At 60.0% G+C, this 16,471-nt stretch carries 5 protein-coding genes; 4 read left to right on the forward strand and 1 reads right to left on the reverse strand.

The genetic code is table 11. The features are described from left to right. The first annotated feature begins 290 nt into the window (after positions 1–290). Positions 291–8,774, forward strand: a complete 8,484-nt coding sequence (locus OK142_RS14050) for a glycoside hydrolase family 94 protein (RefSeq protein WP_498683404.1) — start codon at positions 291–293, stop codon at positions 8,772–8,774. A gap of 353 nt (positions 8,775–9,127) precedes the next feature. Here OK142_RS14050 and OK142_RS14055 read toward each other — a convergent pair whose 3' ends face one another. After that, complete coding sequence (locus tag OK142_RS14055) at positions 9,128–10,891, reverse strand: glucan ABC transporter ATP-binding protein/ permease (protein WP_080600123.1); 1,764 nt, start codon at positions 10,889–10,891, stop codon at positions 9,128–9,130. 338 nt (positions 10,892–11,229) lie between these two features. On the opposite strand from OK142_RS14055, the gene OK142_RS14060 reads away from it, so the two are divergent. The 3 genes from OK142_RS14060 (at position 11,230) to OK142_RS14070 (ending at position 16,468) form a co-directional block, all read left to right on the forward strand. After that, positions 11,230–11,967, forward strand: a complete 738-nt coding sequence (locus OK142_RS14060; RefSeq protein ID WP_082183172.1) for a helix-turn-helix transcriptional regulator — start codon at positions 11,230–11,232, stop codon at positions 11,965–11,967. A 106-nt stretch (positions 11,968–12,073) separates the two neighbouring features. Continuing rightward, the gene (pyc, locus tag OK142_RS14065; protein WP_498683406.1) at positions 12,074–15,535 is read left to right on the forward strand and encodes a pyruvate carboxylase; all 3,462 of its coding nucleotides are present in this window, start codon (positions 12,074–12,076) and stop codon (positions 15,533–15,535) included. 132 nt (positions 15,536–15,667) lie between these two features. Then, entirely contained in the window at positions 15,668–16,468 is an 801-nt protein-coding gene (locus OK142_RS14070) for a DeoR/GlpR family DNA-binding transcription regulator (RefSeq protein ID WP_082183170.1), read from the forward strand. Positions 16,469–16,471 lie beyond the last annotated feature (3 nt).

Below are 16,471 nucleotides of genomic sequence, written 5' to 3' on the forward strand. Positions count from 1 at the left end.
GTCGGAACGGCGTTGCCGTGCCGCAGGACAAAGTTTTCCTGTCGCCCAAAATCTCCCTTTCAGACCGATCCCCGGCTTTGCAGACATCTCGGAATGATTGCGCCGCGGGACATCGCGCCTGCGGATATGCGCCGTCTGACGATCCGCTCCGCAAGGCGGGCAGTCCGGTTCACCGAAGGTTCAGGATAAGTCATAAATATAGCGTGGCCCGATTTCGTGCGTGTTCCCGCCACGGACGAAAATGACGGTCAAGTCGAACAAGTATCCCTAAAGTTCAGAATACGAGCCCGATGTCATTTCATATTACCCCGACCGCCGCCGCCCGTGATTCCGAGACGAAGCAGATCGATCATAATGATTCGATCCGCGCGTCCTATATGACGGTCGAGGAACTGCATGATGCGGGCGCCGCGCTTTCCCGTGACGGTGCCGACAGCCTTCCAGGCTTCATGGAGTTCGATTTCTTCGAGCGTCATCGCGAGAACGAAAAGGAAATCCTCAGGGTCTATCGCACGACGGCGGTCGACGCAGAAAATGGCGCGACGATTACGCCCGCTGCGGAATGGCTGCTCGACAATCACTACGTCATCGAAGAGGCGATCCAGGAAGTCCGCCGCGATTTCCCGCGCAAATTCTATCGCCAGCTGCCGACCATGACGGTTGGCGGCGTGACGATCCCGCGGGTGATGGCGCTCGGCTGGCTTTATGTCGCCCATACCCACAGCACGGTTTCGCGCGAGAACATGACGGCGCTGGTGGATGGCTACCAGACCTCGAAGACGCTGCAGATCGGCGAATTGTGGGCGCTGCCGTCGATCATTCGTTTTGTCCTCATCGAAAATCTTCGCCGCATCTCCATCCGTGTGGAGCGCTCGCGCCGCATGCGCCAGAAGGCGAACGAGGTCGTTGACGAGATCATTCGTCTCAACGATGCGGAAGCCTCCGCAGCCCTTCTGAAGCAGGTCGATACGCTGGTCGACGACCCGACTTTCGCAACGCAGTTCCTCTATCGCCTGAGAAACGGCTCGCAGACATCTGGTTTTGCGGTGGCCTGGCTCGAAGAGCGCCTGCATGCCGCCGGCACCGACGCCGAAAACGTCATGATGTCGGAACATAATCGCCTGGCCTCCGGCAATGTGACGATGGGCAATATCGTCAAGAGCCTGCGCGAAATCGACGATACGGAATGGTCGGTATGGTTCGAGGAAGTCAGCCATATCGACAAGGTCCTGCGTGAGGAAACCGACTACGAGGTTCTCGATTTCGGTTCCCGCAACACCTATCGCAACACGATCGAGCTTCTGGCGCGTCGTTCCCCCAAGACCGAAGTGGAAGTTGCGCGCGCCGCCGTTGAAATGGCGCGATCCGATATGCCTGCGGAGGCGGCTGAAAACCAGCGCGTCAATGTTGGCTCCGTGCTTGTCGGCCAGCGCCGGTTTGAGCTTGAAAAGGCGCTGGGTTACCGGCCGCTGGTGTCGCAGCATATCGTCCGCTCAATGCGCAAGTTCAACTGGCTCGCGATCGCGGCACCGGTGCTTATGATCACTGCGCTGGTCATGCTGGCGGTGGGCTGGTTCCTGGCGGAAGCGGGCATGCCGTGGTATGTGGTGACCGCTTTCCTGCTGATGTTCGCACTGCCTGCCTCGGAAGGCGCGACCGGCCTCTTCAACACGCTCGTCACATTCTTCGTGAAACCGTTCCGCCTCGTCGGATACGAGTTCAAAAACGGTATTCCGCAGGATGCCCGCACATTGGTCGCCGTGCCCTGCATGCTGACCAGCCGCGACAGCGTCGACGAGATGATGCGCAATATCGAGGTGCATTATCTCGCCAATCCGCATGGCGAGATCTATTTCTCGCTGGTGAGCGACTGGCGCGATGCGCAATACGAACAGTCCGACGACGATCTCGAGATTCTCGACTATGCCAAGCGCGAGCTTGCGGCGCTGAACAGCCGTTACGCTTTTGACGGCAAGACGCGTTTTTACCTGCTGCACCGCCGCCGCATCTACAATCCGGCTGAGGGCTGCTGGATGGGTTGGGAGCGCAAGCGTGGCAAGCTGCATGAGTTGAACATGCTGCTGCGCGGGGACAAGGACACGACGTTCCTCAGCGGCGCGAACATCGTACCGGCGGACGTCAAATACGTCATGACTCTGGATGCCGATACGCGCCTGATGCGCGATGCGGTGACCAAGCTCGTCGGCAAGATGCATCACCCGATCAACCGTCCGGTTATCGATCCGCAATCCGGCCGTGTCGTCGAAGGTTACGGCCTGTTGCAGCCGCGCGTCACGCCCTCGCTCACGACCGGCAAGGATGCATCCGTCTTCCAGCGCGTCTTCTCGATCAACCGCGGTATCGATCCTTACGTCTTTACGGTTTCCGACGTTTATCAGGACCTGACGTCCGAGGGCACTTTCACCGGCAAGGGCCTTTATGACGTTGATGCCTTCGAGGCGGCCCTGAAGGGCCGTATCGAGGAAAACTCCGTTCTCAGCCACGATCTGCTCGAAGGCTCGTTTGCGCGTTGCGCGCTGGTGACCGATGTGGAGCTGGTCGAGGATTTCCCGACCCGCTACGAGGTGGAAGTCTCGCGCCAGCATCGCTGGGCCCGTGGCGACTGGCAGCTGCTGCCCTATATTCTCGACCGTGCCCGTGGCGTCACCGCCATCGGCCGCTGGAAAATGGTCGACAATCTGCGTCGTTCGCTGACGCCGATCGCCTGGTTCTTCGCTTCGATCCTCGGCTGGTATTTCATGGATCCGCTCGGCGCCTTGATCTGGCAGATCCTGCTGATCTTCTCGCTGTTCGTCGCGCCCACGCTTTCCCTGCTTTCCGGCCTTGTGCCGCGTTCCACCGACATCGTACCGCAGGCGCATTTCCACACTATCTGGTCGGAAATCCGCGCCACCAATGCGCAAGTCGCGTTGCGCATCGTCTTCATCGCCGATTCCGCCTGCATGATGACCGATGCGATTGCCCGTTCGCTTTACCGTCTGCTCGTCAGCCACAAGCTGATGCTGGAATGGCGTACCGCCGCCAGCATGCAGTCCAGCGCGCAGGGCGGCATCACCTATTATTTCCGTCAGATGTGGCATGCGCCCGTCGTTGCCATGCTTGGCCTTTTGTTTGCGGCGCTGCCCGGCGACAACGCCTTCCTGATCGGCATTCCCTTCACGCTGCTCTGGGTCCTGTCGCCTGCCGTTGCCTGGTATGTCAGCCAGTCTGCCGAAACCGAGGACCGGCTGTTTGTTTCGGAACATGTCTCCTTCGAGCTTCGCAAAATCGCACGTCGCACGTGGCGTTATTACGAGGCCTTCGTGACGCCGCAGGAAAATCACCTGCCGCCTGACAACTTCCAGGAAACGCCGGAGCCGATCGTCGCTTCGCGTACCTCGCCCACCAATATCGGCGTCTATCTCCTGTCCGTCATTTCGGCGCGCCAGTTCGGCTGGATCAGCTTTGCCGATACTCTGGAGCGGATCGAGAATACGATCCAGACCGTTGAAAAGATGGAGAAACATCGTGGCCATCTCTACAACTGGTATCATACCGACACCTTGCAGACGCTTGGACCCCGCTATGTTTCGGCGGTGGACAGCGGCAATCTCGCCGGCCACCTGATTGCGGTTTCGTCCGCCTGCCGCGATTGGGCGGAAGCACCCTCTGCCCATCTTCAGGGCAATCTGGACGGCATTGGTGATGTCGCCGGCATTCTGCGCGAAACGCTGAAGGCGCTGCCCGACGACCGCAAGAACCTGCGTCCGCTGCATCGTCGCCTTGAGGAGCGCATCATCGGCTTCTCGAACGCTCTGGCCTCGGTCAAGCGCGAGCATGAATTTGCTTCCATCCGCGTTATCAATCTCGCGGTGCTGGCACGCGACATCCAGAAGCTTGCAACCAATGTCGACCATGAGGTGAAGTCCACGCAGAGCGCGGAAGTGACCCGCTGGGCGCAGTTGCTCGTGGAATCCTGCGAGGCGCATATTTCCGACAGCGCCATCGACCTCACCAATATGGAGCCGCTGCGCCAGCGTCTCGCATCGCTGCGCGACCGCAGCCGCAACCTCGCCTTCTCGATGGATTTCACGTTCCTTTACCGCAAGGATCGCCGTCTTCTGTCAATTGGCTACCGCGTCGAAAGCAAGGAGCTGGATGAGGCCTGCTACGACCTTCTCGCCTCCGAATGCCGCCTGACCAGCCTCTTCGCCATCGCCAAGGGCGATCTGCCGACCGAGCACTGGTACCGTCTCGGCCGTCAGGTCGTGCCGATCGGCGCGCAGGGCGCGCTGGTCTCCTGGTCCGGCTCGATGTTCGAATATCTGATGCCGCCGCTCGTCATGCAGGAGCGTCAGGGTGGCATTCTCAACCAGACCAACAATCTGATCGTCAAGGAACAGATGAATCACGGTCGCCGTCTTGGCACGCCGTGGGGCATTTCCGAAGCGGCGTTCAACGCCCGCGATCACAATATGAATTACCAGTACACCAACTTCGGCGTGCCGACGCTCGGTCTGAAACGCGGCCTTGGCCAGAATGCGGTGATCGCGCCTTACGCGTCGATCCTCGCCAGCCAGTACGATCCTGACGGTGCGTTGGAAAACCTCGACAAGCTGCGCAAGCTTGGCGCACTCGGCCAGTATGGTTTCCACGATGCGGTGGATTTCACGCCGACACGCGTACCTGACGGCAAGGTCTGCGCGGTGGTCTACAATTATTATGCCCACCACCATGGCATGTCGATTGCGGCCGTCGCCAACGTCGCCTTTGACGGCGTGCTGCGCGAACTCTTCCATTCAGACCCGGTGATCGAGGCCGCCGAACTGCTGCTGCAGGAAAAGGCACCGCGCGAAGTGCCTGTCATGAGCGCCAAATACGAGCCGGAGACCCCTGGCAAGGAGCAGGCCGACCTGCTGCGCGCGGAAGTGCGCTCCATTGCCGATCCGGCCGTGCGCGACCGCGAAGTGGTGTTCCTCTCGAATGGCCATTATTCGACGATGCTCACCTCGACGGGTGCGGGTTATTCGAAGTGGAACGGCCAGGCGATTTCCCGCTGGAAAGCCGATCCGACCGAGGACCGCTGGGGCACCTTCATCTTCCTGCGCGACACCACCAACGGACAGTGGTGGAGTGCGACGGCAGAGCCGCGCGTCATCGAAGGTGAAAAGACCAAGACGATCTTCACCGACGACAAGGCCGAGTTCCACAAGACCACAGGCGATCTGCAGAGCGTGGTCGAATGCATCGTTGCCACCGAGCATGATGCCGAAGGCCGCCGCGTCACCCTGCTCAATGTCGGTTCCGAGGATCGTTACATTGAAGTAACCTCCTATATGGAGCCGGTCATTGCTTCGGAGGACGATGACAACGCCCATCCGCTGTTCTCGCGCATGTTCGTGCAGACGGAGATCGGCCGGCGCGGCGATGTCATCCGCGCCTGGCGCAACCGCCGCAGCCCGAACGAGCCCGGCACCGTCATCGCGCATCTTGCCGCCGACAATGCCGGCCCGTCGCGCCCGACGGAATTCGAGACGGATCGCGCCAAGTTCATCGGCCGTGGCCGGTCGCTTGGCGAGGCAGCGGCTTTCGATGCCGGCGCCACGCTGTCCAGCACTGATGGCTTCACGCTCGATCCCATCCTGTCGCTGCGCCGCACCGTGCGCGTGCCGGCCGGCAAGAAAGTGAGCGTGATCTTCTGGACGATTGCCGCGCCGAGCCGCGAGGAAGTCGACAAGGCGATCGACCGTTACCGCCATCCGGACGCTTTCGCACATGAACTCGTGCATGCCTGGACGCGTACGCAGGTGCAGATGCGCCATGTGGGCGTGACCTCTCAGCAGGCGGCAGCCTTCCAGCATCTCGGCCGTTATCTGACCTATCCCGACATGCATCTGCGTGCCGATTCGGAAACGCTGAAAACGGGCCTCGCTTCGCAGCGGGCGCTTTGGCCGCTTGCCATTTCGGGCGATTTCCCGATCTTCAGCCTGCGCATCAACGACGATATGGATATGGATATCGCCCGCGAAGCGCTGAGCGCGCATGAATATCTTCGTTCGCGCGGCGTGATCTTCGATCTTGTCATCGTCAACGAACGGGCTGCGTCCTACGCACAGGACATGCAGCATGCGCTCGATCACATTTCCGAGGCGCAGCGCCGTATCAATCCCGCCGATGGCGGTCGTCCGCACGTCTTCTCGGTGCGCCGTGACCTGATGGATGAAGAGACCTGGAGCGCGCTTCTGGCGGCTTCCCGCGTCGTTCTGCACGTGCGTAACGGCAAGATCGTTGACCAGATCAACCGCGCAGTATCGCTGTTTGCGGCCCACCGTGGCCCCGACGCCGCGCAAGCGCGTCTGCCTGTGCCGGCTTTCCCCATTGCGGAACCGGTCGAGGATGCGGGCGATCTCGATTTCTGGAACGGTTTCGGCGGTTTCGCCAAAAGCGGCCAGGAATATGTCGTGCGCCTGCATGGCGGGCAGTCCACACCGCACCCGTGGATCAACGTCATCTCGAACGAGAATTTCGGCTTCCATATTTCGGCCGAAGGCGCCGGTTTCAGCTGGAGCCGCAATTCGCGCGACTATCAGCTGACGCCCTGGAGCAACGATCCGGTCATCAACCGGCCGGGTGAGGCTTTCTATGTCGCCGATGTGGAAACAGGGAAGCTCTATACGCCCTGTGCCGCGCTGTCGCGCGATCCGGAAGCCATGTTCGAAACCCGCCATGGTCTCGGCTACTCCGTGCTGACAGGCGTTGCGGATACGCTTGAAGTTGAGGTGACACAGACCGTTGACCGCGAAAAACCGGTCAAGTTCTCGCAGGTCATCGTTCGCAACAAGGGCTCGAAGAGCCGCCGCCTGAAGGTCTATGCCTATGTGGAATGGGTACTCGGCAATAACGGCCAGAAGTCCGCGCCGTTCATCCTGAGCAGACATGATGCGGGCAGCAATGCGATCTTTGCTTCGAATCCCTACAGCATCGATTACAGCGCCCGCACCTCGTTCCTCACGCTCGATAGCGAGGCAAGCGGTTTCACCACCAGCCGCCGGGAATTCATCGGCCGCTTCGGTACGCCGCAGGCCCCGCAGGGCATCGTGTCCGGTGCCGCACTCAGCGGCAGCACCGAGGTGGATGGTGATCCCTGCGCCGCCTTGATGCAGGAAATCCACCTGAAGCCGGGCGAAGAACGGCACATGACCTTCATTCTCGGCGATGCCGACAATGCGGAGGAGGCCGAAGCGCTGGTGAAGGACGTTCGCCAGGCGGATTTCGAGTCGGTGCTGGATGAAAGCAAGGCGTTCTGGACGGGCTTTACCGGCCAGTTGCAGGTTTCCACGCCGGATGCCGGCTTCAACCATATGGTCAACAGCTGGCTGCCCTATCAGGCACTGGCATGCCGTATCCTGGCGCGTACCGCCTTTTACCAGTCGAGCGGTGCCTTCGGTTTCCGTGACCAGCTTCAGGATACGCTCGCCTTCCTGCTTTATCAGCCGGATCTCGCCCGCAAGCAGATTCTGCGTGCGGCAGGCCGTCAGTTTGCAGAAGGTGACGTGCAGCATTGGTGGCTGCCTTTGACCGGTGCCGGCGTGCGCACGACCATCTCGGACGACGTTGTCTGGCTCGCTTATGCGATCAACCAGTATGTTTCCGCTACGGGCGATAGTGCCATTCTCGACGAAAGCATCCCCTTCATTAAGGGGCCGGCATTGATGCCGGGTCAGCACGATGCCTTCTTCCAGCCGGAGACGAGCGACAGATCCGCAAGCCTTTACGAACATGCGGCGCTGGCTCTCGATCTTGCCATCCATCGCACCGGAGAAAATGGCCTGCCGTTGATCCTCGGCGGTGACTGGAACGACGGCATGAACCGCGTCGGCGTTGGCGGAAAGGGCACCAGTGTCTGGCTCGGCTGGTTCTTGGCCGGGGCCTTGCGCGATTTCATCGAGATCGCCGAAAAGCGCGGTGATACTGACCGCGTCGGCAGATGGGCGTCGCACCGGGAAAAGCTGCGCAAGGCGCTGGAAACGGCGGGTTGGGACGGCAGCTATTACCGTCGCGGCTACTTCGATGACGGCACGCCACTCGGTTCCGCGGAAAGCGAGGAGTGCTGGATCGATTCACTCGGCCAGAGCTGGAGCGTTCTCTCCGGCGAGGGCGAGGAAGGCCGCTCGCGGCAGGCGATGGATGCCGTCATGGAGCATCTGGTCGATGAGCAGACGGGCATCATCCGCCTGTTCACGCCGCCCTTCTCGCGTGCGCCGCATGATCCGGGTTACATCAAGGGATATCCGCCGGGTGTACGTGAAAACGGCGGACAATATACCCATGCGGCGACCTGGGTGGTGCTTGCCCTTGCACGACAGGGCCGCGCCCAGGAGGCTTGGAACTGCTTCAAGCTGCTCAACCCGGTTAATCATGCCCTTGATGCGGCATCGTCTGAAACCTATAGGGTCGAACCCTATGTGGTGACAGCGGATGTTTATGGTGAGGGTGCCTATGCGGGTCGTGGTGGCTGGAGCTGGTATACGGGTTCGGCCGGCTGGCTCTATCGGGCTGCGATCGAGGGTATTCTCGGTATCACCCGAACCAACGGCAAGCTTCATATTGCGCCTTCGCTGCCGGAGGACTGGAGCGGTTTCTCGGTGAAGATCACGCTCGACGGGAAGGCAAAGGACATTGTCGTCAGCCGCAAGGCCGGTGCGGCGGAAGTCTCCGTATCCGTCGACGGCAAGCCGCTCTCGGCAGGTGATCGGGTGATCCCGTTCGACTGAGACGACCGGTTCTCCGTTCGCTTTTAAAGCCAGGCTCCTGCGGTGACGCAGGGGCCTGAATTTTTATGGGATCTGTCCGCTGCAGACCCACCTCCGTCATTCCGGCTCAGGGCCGGAATGACGGAGGTGGGTCTGCAGCGGCACCGATAATCGGGTCAGTAATCTTCTAACGGCTTTCGCAACAGGGGTTTCATACATGTTGTGTGAGTGTGCGTGAAACCGGTCCGAAGGTTTAGGCGGTTATTCGCCCGATTTAAGATCGTACTCGTTGCGTCGCGGAACGCACGAAGCGAACAAAGAAAAAGGGCGGAACATTGTGTCCGCCCTTTCTGTATTCCTTGCGCTATGAAGCCTTAGGAAGCTATCGCCTTTGGCCGGGGCTGGCCTTCGTCTTCGGTCAGCAGGCCGCTGGTGCGCAGCAGCGAGGTGAAGCGTCCGCCGCGCTGGCTGAGTTCGTCGAAAGTGCCCTTTTCGATGATCCGGCCCTGATCGAGGAACAGCACCTGATCGGCATCACGCACCGTGGAAAGGCGGTGGGCGATGATGAAGGTCGTGCGGTTCATTCTGAGCGCATCCACGGCGGCTTTAACGCGCGCTTCCGTTTCCACGTCCAGCGCACTGGTCGCCTCGTCGAGAACCAGAATGGGGGCATTCTTCAGGATGGCGCGGGCAATGGCGATGCGCTGGCGTTCGCCGCCGGACAGGCGGTTGCCGCGCTCGCCCACCTGCGTCAGGTAGCCATTGATACGGCTGTCGATGAAATCCGTCGCCGCTGCTGCTGCCGCTGCCTCCACCACTTCCGCATCCGTGGCCGATTCGCGGCCAAGGCGGATGTTTTCGCGGATGGAGCGGTTCAAGAGGCCGGCGTCCTGGAATACGGTGGCGATGGAGTTGCGAAGCGAGTTCTTCGTCACGGTCGAAATATCGGTTCCATCGATCAGAATCTGGCCGGAATCCGGATCGTAGACACGCTGCAGCAGGTTGATGAGCGTCGTCTTGCCGGCACCCGTCGGTCCGACGATAGCGATCGTCTGTCCGGCCTTGGCCGTGAACGAGATGTCGTGAACACCCTGCTTGGTGTTGGCGAAACCGAAATTGATGTTACGGAATTCCACGGTGCCGGAGACATTCGACAATTCGCGGGCATCACCCGGCTCTTCCCGTTCCTTGACGGAATCCTCCAGCACGAAGAAATCCTCGAGCTTGGCGCGCGCCTCGAAAATCTGCGTCACGAATTGGCGCATCTGATCGAGCCTGCCGATGAGAAGATTGGCAAAACCGATGAAGGCGATGACGTCGCCGACGCGCAATTCGCCGTTTTTCACCAGCACGGTGCCGATGACGAGGATGATCATCATCGAAACCGTCGAGGCCGTGCGGTTCAGCGCACTGGCGAAAGCCCACCAGTCAAGCACTGGATATTGCGCGCTCAGCAGTTTTTCGGTGAAGGATTTCAGCGCTTTCGTTTCGGCCTCGATGCGGTTGTAGCTGTGCAGCACCGACACGTTGCTGATGGAATCGCTGACATGGGCAAAAACGCTGTGATAGTGCTCCTCGACCGAAGCCTGGCCGTCCTTGGTGCGGCCCATCACCCACTTGCCGATGAACCAGTAGACGATACCGAGGCCGATCAGGACGAAGCTGAGGCGCAGATCCATGGCCATGGCTGTCGGAATAAGCAGCACGAGCGCCACGAAGGTTGCCAGATGCGTGCGCATGAATTCGAGCCAGAGGCCGAACAGCGTTTCGCTGGCGCGCAGCAGTGTGTGCAGCGCATTGGAGGTACCGCGCTGATGGTGCCAGGACAGCGGCATCGAGATGATGCGCCCGAAGGCTTCCGTCAGCAGCGTCGCACGGCGGCCATGCGCCAGCCGGTCGGCCTCGCGGGCAACGGCGACATAGGCAACGGTGTTGAAGACGCCAAAGCCCGCCCACAGGATGAGGATGGACGTGACACCGGTGCCGGAAGAGATGGCGTCGATGATCCGTCCGAACAGCACGGGTTCGGCAATGGTTATCGCTGCAAGAATGACGTTGGCGATGACGACGACCGTGACACGCCATTTATGTACGGTCAGATAGCGCAGAGCGCGTGTGTAAACCTGAAACAAAGTCAAATTTTCAATCCAGTCCGGCGTCTTTTTCGAGCGGTTGATTGTTCGGTCTCAAGGCAATCCTTTTTTAGCAAGGTTGCATGAGACGGCGAAATTTGTGTAATTATCGCTCTTTCTGTCTGAATGGCGGCTTAACAAACTGACCGCGCGTGCGAACCGAAAAAAAACCGAACCCGATATTTCCAGAGGCGTCGTCACAAGATTTTGCATGTTCGTTTCAGGGATTGCTAACGATGACATGATCAATCTCATCCGACCGGCGCCCGAGTAACATGACGTCATCGCGGGACCATGTCCTTCGGTCATTCCTTTCAAGTCAAGCTCCGGGCCATGTGTCTTTAATGCACGATATCCTTCACTTCATCTCTGCGTGTTACCAGGCGGGAAGCGCCGAGCGCGTTCGCTCTGAATTCGCAACGCTTATTCGCGAATATGGTTTCGAATATTTCCTCGTCAGCAGGCGAATGACCGGGGAGCTTGCCTCCACCGGCCAGATTCTCGCGCAACATCTCCCCGAAGGCTGGATCGAGGTCTACAGGGCCAAGAAATACAATCTCGTCGATCCCGTCCGCAAGGTGATCGGCATGGTGCATAAGCCGTTTCAATGGAAAGAGGCTCTCGAAGGCCTGCCCCGCGCCATGCATCGGAAAAGGGCAAGCGTGTTTTTTAACGATGCCGGCCGCTATGGCCTGCAGGGCGGTTATGCCTTTCCCGTGCATGGGCGCGCCGGATTTATCGGCGCGGTGTTCATTGGTGGTCAGGACAGGCAATTGCCCTCGCTCCAGGTCGAACTGCTGGATGCGGCCACGCGTGCGGTATTCTGGCGCCTGCTCGATCTTTCCGGTCAGGCTCACGGCCTCAACAATTCCCCGGATGTTTCCGCTCTCGAGTTGACGAAACGGGAAATGGAGGTGCTGACGCTGATGGCTGATGGCATGACCTCGACCGAAATCGGACGCCAGCTATCGATCTCCAACCATACGGTCGACTGGTATATCAACGGAATCCAGCGCCGGTTCAGCGCCAAGAACCGGCAGCATACAGTCGCGCTCGCTTTTCGCCACGGCCTGCTGAGCTAGCGGCGACAGGACGGTTCTCTCCCGAATTGCCCTTTCCAAGACCGGGTTTTGCTGCTTAATTCCGCAGTGCAGCAGAAATTTTGTTTTGGCGTGTGGGGAGACCGTCTTGAAAATATCGAAAATACTTGTTGCCAACCGATCCGAAATTGCGATCCGCGTTTTCCGGGCAGCGAATGAGCTGGGGATAAAAACCGTCGCGATCTGGGCGGAAGAGGACAAGCTGTCTTTGCACCGCTTCAAGGCGGATGAAAGTTATCAGGTCGGCAGAGGCCCTCATCTTGCCAAGGATATGGGACCGATCGAAAGTTATCTTTCGATCGAGGAGGTTATCCGCGTCGCCAAGCTTTCGGGAGCCGACGCGATCCATCCCGGCTATGGCCTTCTGTCCGAAAGTCCTGAATTCGTAGAGGCCTGCAACAAGGCGGGTATCACCTTCATAGGACCGACGGCGGATACGATGCGCCAGCTCGGCAACAAGGTCGCCGCCCGCAATCTTGCCATTTCGGTTGATGTACCCGTTGTTCCCGCCACCGATCCGCTGCCGGACGATATTGCGCAAGTCGAGCGCATGGCCGAAGAAATCGGTTATCCCGTCATGCTGAAGGCCTCCTGGGGCGGCGGCGGTCGCGGCATGCGCGCCATCCGCAAGAAGGAAGACCTGGCGCGTGAGGTGACAGAGGCCAAGCGTGAGGCGAAGGCTGCATTCGGCAAGGACGAGGTCTATCTCGAAAAACTGGTCGAGCGCGCCCGCCACGTCGAGAGCCAGGTTCTCGGCGATACACACGGCAATGTCGTGCATCTGTTCGAGCGCGATTGTTCTATTCAGCGCCGCAATCAAAAAGTGGTCGAGCGTGCACCCGCACCTTACCTCAGCGAAGCGCAGCGCCAGGAACTGGCAGCCTATTCCCTCAGGATCGCAGCCGCTACCAATTATATCGGCGCAGGTACGGTCGAGTATCTGATGGATGCCGATACCGGCAAGTTCTACTTCATCGAGGTCAATCCGCGTATTCAGGTGGAACATACCGTCACCGAAGTCGTGACCGGCATCGATATCGTCAAGGCGCAGATCCATATTCTGGAAGGTGCCGCAATCGGCACGCCGGAATCGGGCGTGCCAAAGCAGGAAGATATTCGCCTCAACGGGCATGCGCTGCAGTGCCGCATCACCACGGAAGATCCTGAACACAACTTCATTCCGGATTATGGCCGTATCACCGCTTATCGCTCGGCGTCCGGCTTCGGCATTCGTCTGGATGGCGGCACGTCCTATTCGGGAGCGATCATTACCCGCTATTACGATCCGCTGCTGGTCAAGGTAACGGCCTGGGCGCCGCAGCCGGACGAAGCGATCAGCCGCATGGACCGCGCGCTGCGCGAATTCCGTATCCGCGGCGTAGCGACCAACCTGACCTTCCTCGAAGCCATCATCGGCCATCCGAGTTTCCTCAACAACACCTATACGACCCGCTTCATCGATTCGACGCCGGAACTGTTCGCGCAGGTCAAGCGTCAGGACCGCGCTACCAAGCTGCTGACCTATCTTGCGGATGTTACGGTGAACGGCCATCCGGAAACCAAGGGCCGCGTCAGGCCGCCGTCGAATGCGGCGCAGCCAGTCGTGCCCTATATCGACGCGCCGACGCCGGATGGTACGAAGCAGTTGCTCGACCGGCTGGGACCGAAGGGTTTTTCCGACTGGATGCGCAATGAAAAGCGGGTGCTGGTGACCGATACGACGATGCGCGACGGCCATCAGTCGCTGCTGGCCACGCGCATGCGCACGCACGACATTGCCGGTGTGGCGAGCGTTTACGCCAAGGCGTTGCCGCAGCTTCTGTCGCTGGAATGCTGGGGTGGTGCAACCTTCGACGTTTCCATGCGCTTCCTGACCGAAGACCCGTGGGAGCGCCTGGCGCTGATCCGCGAGGGTGCGCCGAACCTGCTTCTGCAAATGCTTCTGCGCGGTGCGAACGGCGTCGGATACAAGAACTATCCCGACAATGTCGTGAAATATTTCGTCCGCCAGGCCGCAAGGGGCGGTATCGACCTGTTCCGTGTGTTCGACTGCCTCAACTGGGTGGAGAATATGCGTGTCTCGATGGACGCAATCGCCGAGGAGAACAAGCTCTGCGAAGCAGCCATCTGCTATACCGGTGATATCCTCAATTCGGCACGCCCGAAATACGACCTGAAATATTACACCAATCTCGCCGCTGAGCTGGAACGTGCAGGCGCCAATATCATCGCCGTCAAGGATATGGCAGGGCTTCTGAAGCCTGCCGCTGCCAGGGTGCTGTTCAAGGCGCTGCGGGAGGCGACCAGCCTGCCGATCCATTTCCACACCCATGACACATCCGGCATTGCGGCTGCGACCGTGCTTGCCGCCGTCGATGCGGGCGTGGATGCGGTGGATGCCGCCATGGACGCGCTTTCTGGCAATACCTCCCAGCCCTGCCTTGGCTCCATCGTCGAGGCGCTGGCCGGGTCGGAGCGGGATACGGGTCTTGATCCCGAATGGATCCGTCGCATCTCCTTCTACTGGGAGGCGGCGCGCAACCAGTACGCGGCTTTCGAAAGCGACCTCAAAGGACCGGCCTCGGAAGTCTATCTGCATGAAATGCCGGGCGGCCAGTTCACTAACCTCAAGGAGCAGGCCCGTTCGCTTGGCCTGGAGAGCCGCTGGCACGAGGTGGCGCAGGCCTATGCCGATGCCAACCGCATGTTCGGCGATATCGTCAAGGTAACGCCGTCTTCCAAGGTCGTCGGCGATATGGCGCTGATGATGGTGAGCCAGGATCTGACGGTTGCCGATGTCGAGAACCCTGATCGTGAAGTGTCATTCCCGGACTCGGTGGTTTCGATGCTGAAGGGCGATCTCGGACAGTCGCCGGGCGGCTGGCCGGAAGCCTTGCAGAAAAAGGCGCTGAAGGGTGAAGCCCCTTACACCGTGCGTCCCGGTTCGCTGCTGCCGGATGCCGACCTCGATGCGGAAAGAAAGGCGATCGAAACCAAGCTCGAGCGCTCCGTGAACGACTTCGAATTCGCGTCCTATATGATGTACCCGAAGGTGTTCACAGATTTTGCGCTCACTGCCGAGACCTATGGTCCGGTCTCGGTCCTGCCCACTCATGCTTATTTCTACGGCATGGAGGATGGGGAGGAGCTGTTTGCCGATATCGAACGCGGCAAGACGCTGGTCATCGTCAATCAGGCCTCATCCGGCACGGATGACAAGGGCATGGTGACGGTGTTCTTCGAGATCAACGGCCAGCCGCGCCGCATCAAGGTGCCGGACCGCGCCCATGGCGCATCGGGTTCTGCGGTCCGCCGCAAGGCTGAACCCGGCAATGCGTCGCATATCGGCGCGCCGATGCCGGGCGTGATCAGCCGCGTCTTCATCAATCAGGGTCAGGAGGTCAAGGCCGGTGACGTGCTCCTGTCCATCGAGGCCATGAAGATGGAAACAGCGCTTCACGCCGAACGTGACGGCAAAATCGCCGAGGTTCTGGTGCGCCCCGGTGACCAGATCGACGCGAAGGACCTGCTGATCTCCTACGCCGAATGATGCGCTAACGCGTGACCTTTTATCTGTCGGTATAGACGCCCGCCCTTTGGCGGGCGTTTTGCTGTTGCGCCTTTGCTAAAACTCAATTATGCATGTTCGTGCACGTTTATTCCTGTTTATGCATGAGTCCCTATGAACGATCATTTTGTCAGCGAGCGGCAGGCGCTCATCCTTGCGCAGTTGCGGCAAAGCGGCCGTGTGCTGGCGCAGGATCTGGCGCAGAACTTCGGCGTTTCCGAAGACACGGTCCGCCGGGATCTGCGCGAGATGGCGGCACGTGGCGAATGCCTGCGGGTTTATGGCGGGGCTTTGCTTTCCGATAGCACGACGGTGCCGCTGAAGACGCGTATTGCCGAGGATGCCGACCGCAAGGCTTCGCTGGCGCGCGCAGCCATTCCACTTCTCGAGCCGGGCATGGTCGTTTTCATCGATGCTGGCTCCACCAATCTGGCCATCGCCAGAGCGATCCCCGCCGGTCTTAACTTGACCGTGGTGACGAATACGCCGGCCATCGCTGCCGAACTCACGGGGCGGGCCGATATCGATCTGGTGCTGATCGGCGGCAAGGTCGATCCGGCCGTTGGCGCTGCGATCGACGCCATGGCTTTGCGGCAACTTGAATTGATGCGGCCCGATCTCTGTATTCTCGGCGTTTGCGGCGTCGCGGACGAGACCGGCCTTTCGGCGGATGTTTTCGAGGATGCCGTGTTCAAGCGGCTCGCCTGCAGCGCCAGCCAGCGGATTGTCGCCGCCGTTACCACGGAAAAGCTTGGCCACAGAGCGGCTTTTCACGTGCATGATTTTTCCCCGCCCCTTTCCCTGGTGCTCGAACATGATGCCGACCCGGCACTGATCGAGGCGCTGTCGGCAAGAGGTGTACAGCTTCATTGCGGCGATGATGACGCCGTTCGATTTTCCCATGGTCAAGTCTGAAGG

The sequence above is a fragment of the Agrobacterium sp. BT-220-3 genome, from assembly GCF_025910175.1.
Taxonomy (GTDB): Bacteria; Pseudomonadota; Alphaproteobacteria; order Rhizobiales; family Rhizobiaceae; genus Agrobacterium; species Agrobacterium oryzihabitans.